The sequence below is a fragment of the Planctopirus hydrillae genome (assembly GCF_001707835.1).
Classification (GTDB): domain Bacteria; phylum Planctomycetota; class Planctomycetia; order Planctomycetales; family Planctomycetaceae; genus Planctopirus; species Planctopirus hydrillae.
In genome coordinates this window covers 243,372-261,227 of sequence record NZ_LYDR01000152.1, presented here as the reverse complement: position 1 = coordinate 261,227, position 17,856 = coordinate 243,372, and the positions used below count along the sequence as shown (strand labels likewise).

10 protein-coding genes are annotated in these 17,856 nt (G+C 53.9%); 4 read left to right on the top strand and 6 right to left on the bottom strand.

The features are described from left to right. Positions 1 to 19 precede the first annotated feature (19 nt). The gene (locus A6X21_RS20075) at positions 20 to 2,653 is read right to left on the bottom strand and encodes a hypothetical protein (protein ID WP_131818465.1); all 2,634 of its coding nucleotides are present in this window, start codon (positions 2,651 to 2,653) and stop codon (positions 20 to 22) included. Positions 2,654 to 2,993: 340 nt separating this feature from the next. Continuing rightward, on the bottom strand, positions 2,994 to 3,482 hold the full coding sequence (locus A6X21_RS20070; protein WP_165603881.1) for a universal stress protein: 489 nt from the start codon (positions 3,480 to 3,482) through the stop codon (positions 2,994 to 2,996). A gap of 532 nt (positions 3,483 to 4,014) precedes the next feature. Between A6X21_RS20070 and A6X21_RS20060 the strand changes: the two genes are divergently transcribed. Then, positions 4,015 to 4,572: an Hsp20/alpha crystallin family protein gene (locus A6X21_RS20060; RefSeq protein WP_013109441.1), complete on the top strand. Its 558-nt coding sequence runs from the start codon at positions 4,015 to 4,017 to the stop codon at positions 4,570 to 4,572. Then, on the top strand, positions 4,562 to 4,981 hold the full coding sequence (locus A6X21_RS20055) for an Hsp20/alpha crystallin family protein (RefSeq protein ID WP_068851757.1): 420 nt from the start codon (positions 4,562 to 4,564) through the stop codon (positions 4,979 to 4,981). Before A6X21_RS20060 ends, A6X21_RS20055 begins: the two co-directional genes overlap by 11 nt. 1,239 nt (positions 4,982 to 6,220) lie before the next feature. On the opposite strand, the gene A6X21_RS20045 is transcribed toward A6X21_RS20055, so the two are convergent. From A6X21_RS20045 to A6X21_RS20030, 4 genes are all read right to left on the bottom strand, one after another. Beyond that, a complete protein-coding gene (locus A6X21_RS20045; RefSeq protein ID WP_068851751.1) occupies positions 6,221 to 6,601 on the bottom strand; it encodes a hypothetical protein in 381 nt (126 codons plus the stop codon). 502 nt (positions 6,602 to 7,103) lie between these two features. Then, on the bottom strand, positions 7,104 to 7,424 hold the full coding sequence (locus tag A6X21_RS20040; protein ID WP_240490339.1) for a (2Fe-2S)-binding protein: 321 nt from the start codon (positions 7,422 to 7,424) through the stop codon (positions 7,104 to 7,106). Between the two features lie 132 nt (positions 7,425 to 7,556). Beyond that, on the bottom strand, positions 7,557 to 9,332 hold the full coding sequence (locus tag A6X21_RS20035) for a hypothetical protein (RefSeq protein ID WP_068851746.1): 1,776 nt from the start codon (positions 9,330 to 9,332) through the stop codon (positions 7,557 to 7,559). A 137-nt stretch (positions 9,333 to 9,469) separates the two neighbouring features. Next, complete coding sequence (locus A6X21_RS20030; protein ID WP_131818464.1) at positions 9,470 to 11,329, bottom strand: zinc ribbon domain-containing protein; 1,860 nt, start codon at positions 11,327 to 11,329, stop codon at positions 9,470 to 9,472. A gap of 463 nt (positions 11,330 to 11,792) precedes the next feature. On the opposite strand from A6X21_RS20030, the gene A6X21_RS20020 reads away from it, so the two are divergent. Both A6X21_RS20020 and smc read left to right on the top strand, forming a co-directional pair. After that, positions 11,793 to 13,928, top strand: a complete 2,136-nt coding sequence (locus tag A6X21_RS20020) for a flagellar basal body P-ring protein FlgI (protein WP_068851736.1) — start codon at positions 11,793 to 11,795, stop codon at positions 13,926 to 13,928. A gap of 62 nt (positions 13,929 to 13,990) precedes the next feature. Beyond that, complete coding sequence (gene smc, locus A6X21_RS20015; RefSeq protein WP_068851733.1) at positions 13,991 to 17,758, top strand: chromosome segregation protein SMC; 3,768 nt, start codon at positions 13,991 to 13,993, stop codon at positions 17,756 to 17,758. Positions 17,759 to 17,856: the final 98 nt, after the last annotated feature.

The window sequence follows — 17,856 nt, the reverse complement described above, 5'->3', positions numbered from 1 at the left end:
CAATGATTCGGGTCAATCGCTACTTTTTTATGGGCATTGATAAGCCGCGAATCCAGGATAACCGCTCGGTGGCTTGCGGAAGTGTCTGCAGGTGAGTCACGATTTTGGCGGCTTCTCCCTGATGATGGGCAGCATGTGCCGCGAATATCGAGGCCTCTTCCCTCACGCTCAAATCGCTCGTCTGCCCGATCAAGACCAGTGCGGGCTCAACCATACCCACTTCTTTCAATTGACCGGCCAGAAGACTGGTCATCAAGGCTCGTGTGGGAGCATCAGCCTCTTTGAGCACAGCCGCTGCACCAGCACCATCTTTGGCCGCAAATCGAGAAGCGGCCAGTAATGTTGCCGAGGGTGTAATGGCCCCAATTCTCGTCACGCCGGAATACCAATCGGTCACAGCCTGTGCCTGTGTCGGTTCATTCGCTAACTGGAATGCTGTTGCCAATGAAGAAACCAGCTTCATCGAGATTTCGCTGGGAACCTGCTTCTGGACAGCATTCGTGTCAGATGCCAGTTCCTGAAGCTTCTTCCAGACGATCGCCTGACCGCCGGCCTGTGCCAACCGATCCAGAGCCTGGAGTTCGAGATCATATCGAATGGCGGCATGTTCTCGATAATTCAAAGTTCCCCGGCGATAACTGGAGAAAGCCTGCCGCGCGGCATCTTCTGTTCGAATTCCCAGTTCGTCTTTGAGTCGATCGCGAATGCTAGCCACATCCGGGCCATTGAGTTGCTCCAGAAACTGATCGACATAGTTTAGAGCCGGGCCAACTCCTTGCAGTGTTGCAAGAGCTTTGCTCAGCGCTGCATCACAACCAGCGGTATCTCCCGCCAACTGGCAGGCGATGGAAACTTCGGCCCAGGCCACGAAGAGTCGTTCTAATGGCGCGACCGCTGGCAGTTGTGGATTAATCAATCCCTGGGTTTTGGGCCAGGTCATAGGAGCCGGAAGCTCTACTGGTTCCAGGAGTGTCTGGGCCTCTTTGATGAGCCCGAGGGCTGCCGGCCTGGAAACCGAAGCGACTGCCGCCGCGCCCCGCGCGAAGAGATAAGCTTTCGAGGCTGGCAACTTCATGACAGAAGCGTTGGCACCCCAGCTATCGAATTTGGCTTTCAGAGCCTCCGCAGTGGCATCTGGTGGTGCAGTTGCGCCTTCGAAGGCAGCGATTTCACCCAGTGCTTCGAGTTGTCGAACTTCCGGCTGGCTGATCGCCCAGGAGATCGCCTTCTCGCTAAAACCGTGAGCTGCAGCCGATCTTGCCATCGCTGCCGCCTGCGGTTCAAACCAGACAACTCCCGGCCGGGTGGCTGTCACCTGGGCAATTGAGCCGGCGAAGTCATCCAGACCTGACTGAAGCAAAGCCGCGACTTGACCATCCTGGCGTTCCAGTCGTTCGGCCACCAGATTGGAATCAATCAGTCCCGGTTTCCACGTGGTGGCGTAGTCATTCGCTAACTGAGTGGCTTTGTCGGCCTCTCCTGTCGCAATCAGCAGGCTTCCCAGACGCGAGGCAAAAATGAGCCGAGAGCGTCCGTTGCCGGGAAGTTTGTTGACAAGATTGTAGGCCGCGAGGGCGGAAGCTTTGGCGGCATCGCTGGTTCCCGCTCGAAGTTGAGCCCAGCCGAGTTCTGTGAGAATGGAGATCTTGTAGAACGGGACATTCTGCCCCACACGATCAAAGGCCACGACCTGCTCTTGTGCTTTTTCAATATTGCCGAGAAGCGCATAGGCTTCCGCAGCCATTTGCCGAGAAAAGGGCAAGCTGCGATTCTGGCTCCCCCTGATCAGGACTGTCTTCTCAATGAGAATGGGGAGCTCTTTGGCAAGATCAACAGTCGAACCTGCGGCGGTTTTCGTATCGCCCGGGTTGGGTGTTGTTTCTGTCGTGGTCTGTGGAGTGCCGTCGGGTGTGCCGGAATTTTTGGTTTGATTGTTTGCGGTATTGGCGGCCGGTGCGGTTTCGGCCAGCAGGCGGGCCGCTTCCTCGGGAGTCATCCGGTTGACAGCCACAGGACTTGCCGCTGGCTGGCTGGCGACAAAGTAAGCGACGATGCCGCCAATGATGCAAATCGCGGCAGTTCCTCCACCAAGAAGAATATAGTTTGGCTTACGTGGAGGTTCGGGTGGCTTTTCTGGTTCGGGTGGAGGCAATTGCGGAGCGTCGAACGTGGGAACCAGACATTTGGGATTCGCGCACTTGACTCTTGTACCCGCTGATTTTGGTGAGATGTACCCGACCGTCTCACACATGGGGCAGACGACGCGGAAGGATCGCTGTTTGGTCGCAGTGGCCACCGCCACGGTCGTAGCGGCTTTTGTCTCGGTTTCAAACGGGAGATCATCAGTTCCCGAAGATTGATCCGCCGAAGACGATCTGCCGGCACTTTTATTGGCGGCACCACGATTCACTGCGTTGGCGGCGCTGGCTGTATTGGTAGCACTGGCGGAAACAGATTTTGAAGACTGTGCCGCTTTGGAGGTAGCCGGTTTGGCGGGAGCGCCACCAGGTCTGGGGCCGCCTTTCATCGGTGCACCACAGAAGGGGCAGTCGACGGCATCATCATCCAGGACCGACTGCTTGCAACTGGGACAGACAGCGAAGTCCATAGCAGAATCTTTCAGCGTGGTGACCTGGCACCAGAGAGGTGCCATGCGGAATATTATCCGCAATACAGGAAAGGATCAGCGATTGGAAACCAGACGATGGTTTGACGACATTTTCAGCACCGGTACGCCTGTTAAATTCGATACAGCTTCATTTTATGCCTTGAACCCTGCGAAAGCGAGACGGCAACAATATCGTCTACTGAATTTCACCAGTTCTGCTGCCACTAGCAGCCGCTGTTGGTATGAGGTGGGTTGTGTCCTATCGATTCTTCAGGAATCTCAGGGAACACAACTTGGAGACACAACCTGCAAGGCAAACACCACGCCATTCAGGGCGGAAAGCCAGTGGTTCGAGGCACAAAAGATCTGGGAGTCGCCACGAAGTCTAATCGACCAGCAGGACACTTCGACCGGAAGCGGCTCGAATCACTTTATCAGCGACACTGCCAATCAGGTTTTCGGAGAGATGTTTGGCACCACGGCGACCAATGACCACCAGGTCGTAGTTCCCACTGGTCATCTCTTCAATCAGGCTGGCAGCAGCTGCCACCTGGCGCGACTCAGGAGTCGCATCAGCGACGCACAACTTGATATGGATGGCTGATTCCGGCAGACCACTCTCCAGCAGCTTGGCCTTCGCTTGAGCCAACGCCTGTTCCCCTGCAGAGCGCGACTTCAGAGACCATGCTGAGGCGAGCTCTTTGGCGTGCATGCCCACTTTTTCGCTGATCTCGAAAACATGCTCAGGAAGTGATTCGCAAACTGTAAAGAGTGTCACTGAGTTTGACTTGGAGTGACCTAAACCAAGTTCAGTCACGCGGGAGATCGCTCGGTCTGATGATCCCGATGCATCGACACAAAGCAGCAGTTTCACGGTGTCATCCTCAGGCTGTAAGTTGGAGAAAAAAGTCACTTTTGCCCGGGGACTGCACTCCATCAACGCTTTTTCCAGGCGATGGCCCATGCCCCTGAGGCGAATCATTTCGATGTCATCAATGATGTTACCCCGTGAGGCTTCCATTCAGCAAACGTCATTGACGAATCGTGGCTGCAGCACCACGGTGAAAAATTGTGTGAATTTGTTGATCGCCCGACGGCACGATTTCGAAAGGGGGAGATTTCCCTCGAATCTGGCAGGGATTCAGGCTGGCAGGGATCAGGCTGGTGAGGAGGCAAAATTCAGTATCGATCAGAACCTGCCATAGTGGCAGATGATTTTGAGCCTCAATTCCATTTCTACCGCCAAAGGCCTCGTGGAGCACCTGGGCCCTGAATCTGGTCTTGCTCTTTAACTCAAATTGCTGAATACCTTTGTGTCAAATCAGAGATTCGGGCGATGAATCATGCCTGACTGGCATGTCAGTTGCGTCTTTAGAGGTCTGATGTTGATTCAGGAGTAAAGCAATATGGCCATCTTTCGATGGGGAAATGCCTGGCAGGCCATGGAGAACTTCGAGCAGGAGGTTGATTCCCTGCTCGCGGGTGTTCTTCAGGGACTGCGCGTTGTCAGACATTACCCTGCTGTGAATCTGTATGAACTTCCTGACCAACTGCTGATCACTGCAGAGTTGCCCGGAATCCGTCTCGAAGAACTGGATATCAGCGTCAACGAGGGCTCTCTTACGCTCAAAGGACGTCACCTGGGCCCGGAAGGTGTTCCTGATGAAGCCTTTCGCCGGCAGGAACGACCTCGCGGCAAATGGCAGCGGACTCTCAAGCTGCCCGATGGTATTCGTGAAGAAGCGGTTTCGGCACAGTTTTCCAACGGTGTGCTCCTGATTCGTCTGCCCAAAGTGCCCCCCAAGCCGGCAAGGCAGATTACCGTTACGGCTGTTGCCGAAAATCCTCCTCCCGTCGAGTCGGTCCCGGAAGCGATCCCCACACCGGCGCGGAGAATTGCGACTGAGCCCGGTCAGGTTTCCGGATTGATCGAACCCAAGGAAAGGGAATCTCATGAGAGCTGAACAACCCGAGATTCCGCCCGGTCGAGCATCACTTCGTCACCCGGGAGATGCCGCTCTTGAGCAACCGGTCGAACAACAAGTGGTCTTCACACCGCCGATTGATATTTTCGAGCGGCCGGACGGCCTCATTCTGCTGGCGGATTTGCCAGGGGTCACTCTGGAGACATTAGAGCTGCAGGTTCAGGATAACCGTTTGACACTCTACGGTCGTGTCCAGACTCAATGGCTGGAAGGGGTCCAGACTCTGCATCAGGAGTATCCCATCGGGCACTTTTTGAGATCATTTATTCTCAATGACGAAGTGGACCACGAGAAAATCACAGCGAGACTCGCCCACGGCGTGCTGGAGGTTTTCCTCCCCCGCGCGACGAAGGCCATCCCCAGGAAGATTGAAGTCAAAACCGACTGATACTCATCCCGAAGATCAATAGCGTGTCGAGAGCCGATTACACATGCTTGCTCCGCAGGGTGGGTTAGGTTGTTCGTTCGCGAGTTACCTGTGGGCCGGGGGCATAAGAGGTTTGGGTGGCGTAAGAACTGCCATGTGAGTCTCTCAGGATCTGAGATGCGACTCTTTCGGTGCCGTTTTGTGGTTTGCTACTCCAGTAGAAATCAGAGTTTCGACTGGGGCCACTCTGCGGTCGTCTTTGCAGTCAGTGCTGTTGCGACCATCAAATTGCTTTAATGAAAGTCGGATATGCCGAGAACGACGAATGGAATCTCACTCTAGGACCCTCCAGTCTGATACAATATAATCAAAACAATCCTTTGTATTTCTCATACCATGCGTCAAATTCAAGAGAGTCATGAATTATGCCGCTGTCCACTTCAACCGCAATTACCTTTGGAGGTTCAGGAGCACCGGCCTGAAGAGCTCGCTCCATGAGGGCAGAGTTCACAGGAGCAGAATACCCACGAACATATCTACCCGATTCCTCACAATACATTCTCAACGCGTTTCTCCAAGCTGGCACAAGATCGGGACGCCCCGAAACACTAATCATCAACGTGAGAACCCGCAGCCTCGTTCGTAAATCGCGACTACCTGTGTTTTGCAGCAATCCATTCAGGTAGGAATATGACTCTATCGGTGTCTCTTGAAGGATTCTGTACACATCAACATCACATGGATCACGCGAAGCCTTTGATAGGAAATGTTCCGTAACTAACCGCATTCTCTGGTCCGCTGGAAGACTATGAATTAAACGCCAGTATCTGTCTGCCAAGTCTAAATCGACGAAATCCCCACAGCGAAATGTTTCGTACATTCTGATGTGATAGTTGCCGCTTGATTCCCACAATCGCGGCATACTCAACCAGTAGGTCTGCAGCGGTGCTGGAAAGAAGGGGTATAACACATTGCAAGCCACCACAAAGACAACAAGAGCCACGACCACAAAAACGCATCGCCTGACCCAAATGAACAAAGGAAAATGTGAGTTTCCCATATACGCACGTCCTCTTGATTTCTAGTTTCTTATACGGCAAGGCAAGAACGCGGAGTGGAAGAGGTTGTTCGTTCGCGAGCTACCTGTCGGCCGGAGGCATAAGAGGTTTGGCTGGCGCAAGAACTGCCATGTGAGTCTCCCAGGATCTGAGATGCGACTCTGCCGGTGCCCTCTTGTGGCTTGCTACCCAGCGTCGCGTTTCAGTCGTTTTGATGAGCAGTATCAACACCTATAGCGAAACTATGCATCTCTTCCGCTATCAACTTAGATTCCCTGTAGCGGGTCGTCACATCTCGATCATCCAACAAAAAGATTCCACCAATAAGGTTGGGTGTGGGCATACAGATGATGCAGCGGGCCGATCCATGACTCCACATGCGCGGCAAGATGGCCCCTTCGAGTGATGAATAAAGCCTTCTAATCGTCTCTGCATCGAAAAACAGTGTGTCGAATAACCTCGCTGATTCAACGTTGCTGGGCTGGCCATGAAAAAAAACATTCGTGCCATCCGTGTTCGAGACAACGGCAAATGGGAACGGCCTTTCTTCAAAGAACGATTGGAAATCACTTGGCTTAATCATCTTCGCACCTCTTTGAAAATGCCATGGATGAATCTACATACGTGGCTCAACTTTAATGAGTCGAGCGGCTTTGTCTCTCCAACGCTACGCAATCTCATGTTTTCTCAACCGGTTTCCATTTGGCATGGAATTGAAGATAGATGCTGCTGGATGTCGCAGGGTGGAAGAGGTTGTTCGTTCGCGAGCTACCAGTGGGCCGGAGGCATAAATTCATCTGAGACATCCTTTTCATGGTGTTCGATCGAATTTGCCATCAGTATTGAGAGTCCCATGACCAAGGGGCAAACGAGGACGTTTGACCCCAGCCACTCTGTCGTGGCAGGGCATGTGCATGGCGCGGCTTCTTGTTGCCGTGAAAAGTCACGGCAACCCGGCCACAAGATGGCCGGGCCACCCTTGGTGGATGTTCACATCAAGTGTTGTTGTCAAAGACAGCTCCGAGCTGCAAGCGTCGCACTGGGAGCGAGGCGAAGCGTGGAAGCGGAATCAGAAGATTGATCAGCTACTCAGGCGACTGCTGGTCGGAGGGGGGCTGTCGAGTTGGTTCTGTGGTGACGTCGGGTAAAGGGATGGCACCTGCCGCTGGTTTTCCGTGACCTGCCCGAATATAGGCTGCTCGAGAGGTTGCATATTCTTCGAGGGAGATTTCCGGGGCTTCTTCTGCGTGGGGATCCAGTCCACCCGATGTCGAGTGCATGCGCCCTTGTGACTCGTCAAAGTACCTTTTGAGATACTTACGACACCAGCCGCAACCCGTCCCGGCACCTCCGCATTCACTGACCTGACTGGCCACGCGGGGGCGGTGAACACGAATGAAGTTCATCACCTTCCGTTTGGTAATATGGAAACAAAAGCAGATCGTATCGTCCAGTTCCATCATCAACCTTTGAGTACTCAATCTGTGCTGCGGACCCTCAATTGATCCATGAGGACGCATCGCAAAAAGTCCGTCAACTTATGGAACCGCGACTTCGCGAGGTTCTTCCCCAGTTGCCGGTGGCTGGCCTGGGACGACATTGCTGTTGAGCTGAATCAGCAATCGACCCTCCTGAAGACTCCAGCCGGCCTGAGAATCGCGAAAGATCTCATTGAGCAGATTCTCGATCGAAACTTTTTCGAGATCGATAGTAATTTTCTGATCAAGAATCTCCACGAGTTCTGCCGGAAGAGGTCCCTCTGGAGTGGTGACGGGAGCCCCCAGAAGATCAGCGGCTGATTTTACTAACCTTCGGCGAGCCACAGGTTCATCTGTCCGAAATCTCAGGAGCGACAATCCTAAATTGATCTTTAAATCCTGTTTCTGTACGACCATTGCGGGTGGCAAGGGTGCCTGAGCGGCAGGTGGAGCGACCACTTCGGCCGTTGAAGATTTTTCCCCGTTGCCCTGCGGTTGTTCAGCAGCAGGATCATCCTTTTGGGGAGTGATCGCGGTGGGAGCTGAAGATTGACTGTCAGCCACAGATTCACTGCCGCCAGGAGAATCTGCCATCGGAATGGTCTGACGAGATGGGGTTCTGGCGGGGAAAAGTGGAGCATCGGGAGAGGCGGCCTCCGTGAGATCAATCCCCTCTGCCATGGTGAACATGCGCCTCATGATGACGGGATCTGTCAACTGGTTCAGTTCTTTGACACTTCCATCCGCCATGAGGAGCAATTGCCCCGATTGCCCGACAATTCCAAAGCCATCCGGCCCATCAATCACAGGTGCTGCTGTCAGCGAACGAATACCCCCCTTGCCTCCACTGGCCCAGGAGGCAAGATCTTTTTTCACAGAAGCGACCATGGCCGTCTGACTCAATCCGTCGAGAATGTCGCGTTGACGGGTCGTTCGACCGTACGCAAAAATCCCGGCATACTCGGAACTTGCCGGTAAGTTGGGGCCATCGATGCCGATTCCCGCCACACCAACGAGTTGAGTTGCTGGATATCCATCACTGCCGATGAGGCCCTCCTGCTCATTGATCAAGAGGGAATTCATGCGACGACGCACAAATCGATCGTGATTCGGGCCACGCCATGAACCTTCAAAAGGTGGTGGCACAATTGTGGGCTGAGTCTGAGCGACGTATCGGTTCAGCCAACCCCAGGCTTCTTCCGGGTTATCGCTCTCACCCGTGGTGGCGGCTGGAAATGCTCCCTGGCTGGCGAGTTCGCCAGAGAGCCACTGTCCCAGGCTGGAGAGCTTTTCATGCGAGGCGGGGAGTGGCTGTGGCACAGTCTCCGCTTTACCAGGTAAGGATGGACCAGGTGGAGATTGACCGGGGATTGAATTCTCGGGTAACGGCAGAGGTTGTTGTGAGCTTTCGTGAGGTTGGGGAGTCACTAAAAGAGTGGCCTGATGATCCCGACGCGAAAAGGACTGCACAATGACCATCACAATACAAAACGTGATGACACCCGATCCGATCCAGGCCATGACAAAGGGTGAAGGGGCTTTGAACGACCGGGCGCCAAGACGCGGGGTTCCTGCCCCCTGTGGTTTGACGACAGCCGGGCCTGTTGATGCATGCAGCCCTGTATTCTGCTTTTCGAGATTCGATTTCGCGGAATTGCCTGTCGCGGCGGATTGTCGGGCGTACTCCTCTGGAAGAATGACTTGCCATTCATCGTGCCCAGTCACGAGGGGCACAATGGGCGCAGCACAGCTTGGGCAGGGAATTTCCCGGCCGACAAACTTCCGATCGCGGATACGAATCGGCGCCAGGCACTTAGGGCAGGCAGGAAATGGCATTGAGCCCACCAGATCAACAAAGTTTCGCCAGATCGAAAATCAACACGGCCAAGGCAACGACCAGCACAATGACGAATCCAACCAGTAATGACCGTTTGTGTCAGCTTTCGTCAACGACACGATCAAGGTGGTATCGACTACTCCTTGGGGAAGACATAAGGGGTCAGCTTCTGTGTTTCCGCGACAGGATAGGTCGTTACCAGGACTCGATTCTGCTTCTGATCAATGACCAGGCACATTTTGTCGTACTTTTTCAGGATTTCAGCGAGGGCTTTGTTGGCACTCACCTGAGTCATCTGGAACTCTTGAGGCATGTTTTTGGTGTAACCTGAAAGTTTGAGAGCATCACCATCGATATCGATGGTAATCTTCAACTCATCGGCAACGTAGGCAAATGCTTCCTGGAGAGGCGTTCGCCGGAAATCAACATCAATGAGTTTACTCAAAGCCTCAGGAAGTTTGGGGCCTGCTGCGGGAGCGTTCGTTTGTGCCATGGTCTGGGCGGCAGGTTTCCGCGAGAAATCGGTGCGGGTCGATTCATCCCACGCCAGCAGTGCTGCCAGCGCCAGGTTGGGTGCGGCCCGTTCGGGCAAGGGAGTAATGACTTCGACATGATGGGAGCCGACTTTGGTTCGACTGGCCATACTGAAGGCTCTGGCCATTGCTGGAAAACGGCCAATTAACTGACGCTTCCCCATCTCGCGCGGCGACATGGACTGAACGGCAGTCAGAAAAATCTGCGGCAACGCATCGAGCTTCTGATCGATCAGTTTGGCCAGGCGATTGGGCTGAATGACATTCGAATTTCTCAGCCACATGTGCGAGAACAAACCTTTTTCACTCAGATGCAGGCTCCATGCGGCTGCTTCGACATCATCACCCAGCCAGTCCAACATTTTGTCGAGCATCGGGCGGGCGGGAGCGGGGACCAGAAATTCGGCATCGAGCCGGACAGCCAGAGGTTCAAACACAACTGTCATCTGCCGACTGGAATCGAGCAGTGGCAGCAATTCTTCAATTCCGCCAATCGTCGGATTGGGATTGGTTGAAGCCTGAGCCATCTCGGGGGCGAGTTCAATTGGAGCGATGGCCATGGTTTTGGCATCACTGGAAAGCAGGTAGCCAAGTTTATCGGTGAGATAGATAGGATAACCATTTGTGTCATCACGCTGTCCGCCGTACTTTTCGAGAAAATCGCTCTTTTTAATGGGCTCGACGAAAGTAAAGACGGCAGCCACACTGGGGGCCATGCCACGTTGTGTGGGTATCAGGCAGAACGTGGCCTGCTCGACGTTGGCAGGTTCTACCCCGGAGTAGAGCTTGATCTGTGCTGCGGCGAACTCGGCAATGGGCCCCAATGAGTAGCGAACTTCTTCTTCGAGCGTATTCGCTTTCCAGAGATCGGCGGGACGCAGATGGACAATCACGCGTGTTCCCGCAGGGACATAACGGAGCACGAGTGGCTGCTTCGTGGTGGGTGGCTGAAACTCGATGGAGTCAATGGTAAATTTGGGAGCGGCGACAGGAGTGGTGGCTGTGAGATTGACGGCTGGCTGTAACTCGGCGGGATTGGGCGAGAAAGCTGCTGGCTTGCCGACAGCGGAAGACCCGAAGGAAACATAAGCGACGGCAGCACCACCAGCGACCACAGCCAGTGCCAGGATCGGGCCGACCAATCGGTTGACTAGACTTTTGGGCTTACGCTTGGATTTCATCGAGCGAATCGAAGTCGGTTCGACATCAAGACCGGGAAAGGCTCCTGGAAATCCGGCCGGCTGGGCCATCGGCTGGGCCAGAGCGGCTGCTGAAGGTGCCGACCGGATGGGTTCAGCCGCTTGAGTTTCATCAACGGCTTCCAGCACGACCTCTGGTGGTTCTTCCATCACGAAGACATGCTGGCATTTCGGGCACTTCCCTTTTCGGCCCAGCATACGACGATCGTGAATCTTCAGTTCCCGCTGACAGGCGGGGCAAGTGATAATCAGGCTGGCTGACATCGTGAGTGGATCCTTCTGCAAGCCGGACTACGATTTCTCGCTGCGTGCAATGTCTCATGGATAACTTTGCCATGGCGGATTGGGCAAATGCCATGATCTGCCATGAATACGGATAAGTAAAAGTCTAACAAATGCCAAACACGGTGACGACAAATCTTTTCAATATCTCAACTTCCAGAAATTCATCGCCTGTTCCATGATCGGTGAATCAACCTCGTCTTGACCTGATTGACCCCCGGAAACTACTCTTCAGAATCAAGGTTTCCCTTCCTCCTGCTCACGTCGATTCTTGATTCCCTCGCTTTTCATACCATTCCCGCCTGCCATTTGAGTTTTCACCTCAAGTTTTTCGCTTTTCAAACTTACTGATTTTCGAGTGGCAAGACCCTTTGCCAACACGATTGATCCGTTTTCGTTCGCATAAAAAGTGTGCCCACAGGCCGCTTCCCGCCGGGAGTTCTCCATGATCTCTGGACATCGATTTTGCTGGTCGCTGATGGTGCTGTTCGCCACCACGGGGTTTTGCGCTACCCACATGGCGATGAATCCCTTCAAGTTCGGGAAATCTGAGAAGTCCAAGGCTGCAGCGGAATCGAAATCTGAAGAAGAGATCGAAGATGAATTCGCCACAAAAACTGAGACTCCTTTGATTGGAACTTATGCAAGTTTCGCAGGGCTTGAGCCTGTGGTGCTTGAAGGTGTCGGTCTGGTGGTCGGCCTGAATGGAACTGGGGGAGACCCTGCTCCTTCGCAATTCCGCTCGCTGTTGCTGGAAGACATGAAGCGGAGAAATGTTCCCAATCCCAATCAGATTCTGGCTTCGCCGAACACGGCTCTGGTGGTCATTAAGGCTTACCTGCCACCTTTGATTGAAAAAGGGGCCACCATCGATGTGGAAGTCAAAATTCCCGAAAGTGCACAAGCTACGAGTCTTGAAGGTGGTTATCTGCTCGACTGCGATCTGACGGAACATGCGTTTGTGCCAGGGCGTGGTGTGCTCGAAGGACATACCTTTGCGAAGGCCAAAGGCCCGATCCTCACGTCGTCGGTTCTGGGTGGCTCGAAATCTGAAGTCGAGCTGCAAAAGCGGATGGGGCGAGTTCTGGGTGGTGCGACAGTTCTTCGAGAACGAGATCTGGCTATTTTTCTGCGGAACGATGTGCGATCCGTCCGTAACTCTTCGCGTATTGCCGAAGCGATTGGCATTCGCTTTCACGATTACGACAAATCGGGGATCAAGGTTTCGATGGCCGAAGCCAAGACGGATCAGAAAATCATTCTGAAGATTCACCCCACCTACCGCGAAAATTATCCTCGCTATCTGCAAGTGATTCGGAGCATCGCCTTTCGAGAAACGACAGTCACACGCCGGGTCAGACTGCAGAAGCTGGCCAAGGATATCTTTGAACCGGATAAGGCCGAAAGTGCCTCGCTACAACTGGAAGCTGTGGGTCGCGATGCGATTCCTACATTGAAGGGAGCACTGGAAGCTCCGCTGCTGGAATGCCAGTTTTATGCGGCTGTCGCACTGGCCTATTTAGGGGATACCTCGGGCGTGGATGTATTGGAAAAGTGCGTGCGGGAAGAACCGGCGTTTCGCGTGTTTGCTCTTTCGGCATTGTCGACAATCGAAGACGCTGAATCGTATGTCAAACTTCGCGAGCTCATGAGCGAACCAACGGCAGAGACTCGATACGGCGCATTCCGAGCCATGTGGACGGCTTCTCGCGAGGAGCCATTTATCCGCGGCATTCCACTCAAGGATAAGCAGTATCAACTGCATGTCCTCAAGACGACTGGCCAGCCGATGACTCACGTCACGTTGCGTACTCGACCGGAAATCGTGCTGTTCGGTGCTGATCAGGAGTTTATTGCCCCCATGTACGCGACGGCTGGTCGCGGAATTATGGTCACGATTCCTCCTGGCAGCCGCACGGTCTCCGTCGCGAAGTTTGCTGTTGGTCAGGCGGATGAACGGAAAGAAACGTCCCTTAAAGTGGCAGACGTGATTTATGCTGCTGCCGAGATGGGTGCCAGTTATCCAGATATTGTGCAACTTCTGGTGCAGGCCAATCGTCAGCAGAATCTTCCTGGTGAGTTTGCGATGGATGCACTTCCGAAAGCCGGGCGATTCTATAGTCGTCCGGACACTGATGGATCGTTGCCAGCCAGCCGTAAAGCCCGCGTGGGCCGTGAAAATCTTTCACCGAATATGTTCCCGATCTCACCCGAAAAGGCGATCGGTGAAGAATCGGATCCCCTGGCACTCAAGACCGATGCAGAGAGCCTGAAGGCCGTCACGAAAAAGCCTGATGCCAGCGAAAAGAGTCCGGCCGATCAGAATGCTGAGCCTTCGATGGCGAGTGTGAAAACCGATGGTGCCGAGAAGAAATCTTCGTCCAGAAAAACACCTGAGAAGACAGAACCGAACCCGGGGCTCCCTTCTCAATCTGAGCCTGATGATTCCCCACGAGCTGAGAAAAAATCGTCGTCCAAGTCGACAGCCGATCGCTCCTATGGCGATGATGAGCCCGATTCATCGTCAGAGAAGATCCAGTCTCGCTGGCTGCCTGCGTTCAAACGTACTCCTGTGAAATAAGACAATTTCTCGGTGTCTTTGATTCCGGTTGTTGATGTTCCATTGTTTCAAGTGTTCTTCCCATGCTCAAAGCGCTGGAACTTTTCGGCTTCAAGAGCTTCGCGGATCGAACACGTTTCGATTTCGCCTCGGGGATCACGTCGGTTGTGGGCCCTAATGGCAGTGGAAAAAGTAACGTCGTCGATGCTCTGAAGTGGATTCTTGGTGATCAAAGTGCCAAGAGTTTGCGCGGCAAAGAGATGACCGATGTGATCTTCAACGGTTCGGCTGGACGAAAACCGAACGCCTATGCCGAAGCCACATTAACCTTTGATAATTCCTCGGGCCTCCTGCCGATTGAAACTCCCGAAGTGACTGTCGGGCGGCGCATCTGGCGAAATGGTGAAGCCGAATACTTAATCAATCGGCAAAATGCCCGGCTCAAGGATGTTCGCGACCTGTTCATGGGAACTGGCGCTGGAGCGTCGGCCTATTCGATCATCGAGCAGGGGCGAGTTGATCAGATTCTTCAGGGAAATCCCTCCAGTCGGCGTGCTGTTTTTGAAGAAGCCGCAGGGATCAGTCGATTTCGAACACGCGAGCAGGAAGCACTGCGCAAACTTGAGCGTGTCGATCAGAACCTGTTGCGACTGACAGATATTGTTGATGAAGTCGAAGGCCGACTGAATTCGACGCGCAGCCAGGCGGCCAAGGCTGTCAAATATCGGGAAATCCATCAGGAACTCACCCGATGGTGGCTGGGCCTGGCGGCAGACGATACGCGGGCTTTGCAATTTCAACTGAATGAACTCGCGGCAAAGATGGTGGCGCTCGATGCTGAGCGGGAAAGTCTGACCAGCGAACATCAGAAAATCGAAGCCGACGAAAAACTGACTGAGCACGAGTTATCCGCACTCGATGGAGAGATTCGTCAGGTCAATGAGAAGTTGAACGGCCTGCGACAAGAAGTCGCTGGAGATCAGGCGACGGTTCAGTTTCTCAAATCGCGCATGAGTGAGCTCGAAAGCGAATTGACGCGGCTTTACCGCCAGCGAGTCATGCTTGCTCAGCGATATGATGCTTCATTCCAGGAAATTCAGTCGTCCGCCGTTCGATCTGCAGAAATTCAGACAGAATACGCCCAGCGCCGGGAGAGTTTTGAACAACAGCAATCACAGTTGGTTCATCTTGATCAGCAGCAGGAAAGCGATTCGATTCAACTGCAGTACCAGGAACAGCAGTTGCGGGAACTTGAGCGCAAGACCCAGCAGATCGAGAGTCAGTTGACACAACTGGCGGCACAGACTGACAGTCAGCAATTGGCGCTGCTGATGAATGAACAGCAAATCGAAGAACTTCGAGAGAAGCTGCATCACGCCCAGCAGAAACGGACTGTGCTTCATGCCGAGATGAATCTGGCCTCGACTGATCATGCACAGAGGCTGGAACATCTCAAAAGTGTGCAATCTCAGAGATTCCAACTGATTGGTACTCAAGACAGTGCTCGCGAGAGACTTTCCAGCCTGCGTGAGCAGCGCAGTGCTGCCATGGCCAGAAAATCTGTGCTTGAAGATCTCGAATCGCGCGAAGAGGGTCTCGGGATCGGTGTGCGTGAAATTCTGCATCGAGCCCGCACGACAAGGCAGGCTCCGTGGGATTCTGTCGTCGGCAGCCTGTCTGATCTTCTGGATGTCGATCTCAATGATGCGGCCCTGGTCGAAGTGGCACTGGGCTCGCGTGCCCATATCATTGTGCTTCGCGAATACCAGCCACTGCTGGATTACCTGGGACGCAGCCAGGCTCAACTTTCGTCGCGGGTTCAGTTTCTCGCGATTCCTGAAACCGAAGGATCTGATTTCCGTCAGCCAGCGTGGCAGGGAACGCGGTTCATTCACTTCCCACTCGATCACCGTCGACTGGTCTCTCTCGATGGACAACCGGGTGTTGTGACTCGTGCCGATCGACTGATCCGTCAGGAACGTGGTGTCCATGGATTGGCTGCGGCTGTCCTGGCAGATACATGGATCGTGCATGACCTGCCGGCGGCAGTCCGACTTTCCGCAGGGGAAGGGCAAGGCTGCCGGTTTGTCACTTTGCAGGGAGAAGTTCTCGAAGCCAACGGCGCGATTGCACTGGGAACATTGCGGACAGATACGGCGGTTATCCCGCGAAAAAGCGAATTGCGGCAACTGCGAATCGATATTTCACGCCTGGACCGGGAGATCGAGCGGCAAGAACAATCGGTGAACATCACTTACACCCAGTTGTCTGCGGCTGACGCCTCTCTTGAAGCCGCCGCGACTGAAGCGGACACGGCAGCGACACGGCTTGCCGAGGTGCGTTCACAGGTTTCGATGGCCGAACAGATCGAACATCGACTGCAGACTGAACTGGAAAAGGCCCACGCGAACCGTGCTGCGGTCGAAACACAATTGCACCATCTGCAGACTTCTCAAACTGAGTTGACTGAAGAGAAAACCCGTCTCGAAGAACAGTGCCGTTCTCAAGAGACCGCACTCCAGAACGCTCGTCATCTGCTGGAACAGACCGCGCTGGCACGCAGGCAACTGATCGAGGCCATCAATCGCGAACAACTGGAACTGGCGACGCAGGCGGAACGACTTGCCGGCTGGGAAAAACAAAGTGCCCGTCTGGCCGAAGAAGTGCAAAGCCGGTTGGCCCAGCGCGATGAAGCCGAACGTCGGGTTCAGGAAGCCTTGGCGACACGATCCGAGTTGACGCTGCAGATGCTGAATGCTTCCGCTCTGACAGACGAATCGATGATTGAAATTGAAAGCCTGGCGATTACTTCTGCCAGACTCGAACACCAGAAGCAGGAGCTTCGTTCCAGCCGCAGCCAGACTTTGCAATTAGAACTCAAATTGCGTCAACAAGAGCGTAAACTCGATGATGAGCGGCAGGCGATCGTCATGCGGCAACGCGATCTGGAACATGCGTTCGCTGCGATTGCCGAGCGACTTCAGGAAGAGGGGCACCCGCAACCTGAGGAACTCGCGGCTTCGGAACATAGTGCGCTGAAAAACTATCGGGAGCAGCGGTTATCCGCACATCATGAAACTACTGCAAGCGAAGAGGAGGCAGCGCCGTTAACGAGCTCTGATCTGGCTTTGGAAGACATTACTTTTGAGGCCATTCGCCCCGAAGTCGATGCACACGTCCAGCGATTAAGGCGAAAACTCAAACTGCTGGGGAGTGTGAACACAGAGAGCCTTAATGACCTCGAACAACTGGAGCAGCGCTATCAACAACTGGCGGCACAACTTCAGGATCTCGTGGAAGCGAAGGCCACGTTAGAAGATATTATTCGACGCATCAAACAGGAGAGCCGCAAGCTCTTTGCTGAAACCTTTGCCACGATTCGCACCAACTTTCAGGATCTGTTCCGCAAGGTGTTTGGGGGAGGTGAAGGAGATATTGTTCTCGAAGACCCCAATCAGATTCTGGAATGCGGCATCGATATCAAGGCTCGGCCTCCAGGGAAAGAACTGCGCAGTATTTCGCTGCTTTCAGGTGGTGAGCGAACGATGACGGCCATTGCGCTGATCATGGCGATCTTCCGCACCAAGCCCAGCCCCTTCTGCATCCTGGATGAAGTGGATGCAGCCCTTGATGAAGCCAACGTCGAACGCTTTACAGCGGTCATTCGCGAGTTTCGAGAAGACACACAGTTCATCATGATTACACATCACAAGCGATCGATGGTTGTCGCGGATGTGCTGTATGGTGTCACGATGGAAGAATCTGGTGTCTCGAAACGGATGTCGGTCCGTTTCGAAGATGTTTCGGATGATGGGCACTTCCGCCCAGCGACATCGTCCGGTGCGGCATAAATCGGATTTCAATCAACAACTGCACTTCTTGTGGCTGGAACTGAGTCTTGGAACACCCAGCCACTTTGGACGAGAACTGGGGATTCGCGAAGACGCTC

Coding starts and splice junctions, on each gene's coding strand:
- A6X21_RS20075 (WP_131818465.1), bottom strand. CDS start 2,653: ATGGCACCTCTCTGGTGCCAGGTCACCACGCTGAAAGATTCTGCTATG.
- A6X21_RS20060 (WP_013109441.1), top strand. CDS start 4,015: ATGGCCATCTTTCGATGGGGAAATGCCTGGCAGGCCATGGAGAACTTC.
- A6X21_RS20055 (WP_068851757.1), top strand. CDS start 4,562: ATGAGAGCTGAACAACCCGAGATTCCGCCCGGTCGAGCATCACTTCGT.
- A6X21_RS20045 (WP_068851751.1), bottom strand. CDS start 6,601: ATGATTAAGCCAAGTGATTTCCAATCGTTCTTTGAAGAAAGGCCGTTC.
- A6X21_RS20040 (WP_240490339.1), bottom strand. CDS start 7,424: ATGAACTTCATTCGTGTTCACCGCCCCCGCGTGGCCAGTCAGGTCAGT.
- A6X21_RS20035 (WP_068851746.1), bottom strand. CDS start 9,332: ATGCCATTTCCTGCCTGCCCTAAGTGCCTGGCGCCGATTCGTATCCGC.
- A6X21_RS20030 (WP_131818464.1), bottom strand. CDS start 11,329: ATGTCAGCCAGCCTGATTATCACTTGCCCCGCCTGTCAGCGGGAACTG.
- A6X21_RS20020 (WP_068851736.1), top strand. CDS start 11,793: ATGATCTCTGGACATCGATTTTGCTGGTCGCTGATGGTGCTGTTCGCC.
- smc (WP_068851733.1), top strand. CDS start 13,991: ATGCTCAAAGCGCTGGAACTTTTCGGCTTCAAGAGCTTCGCGGATCGA.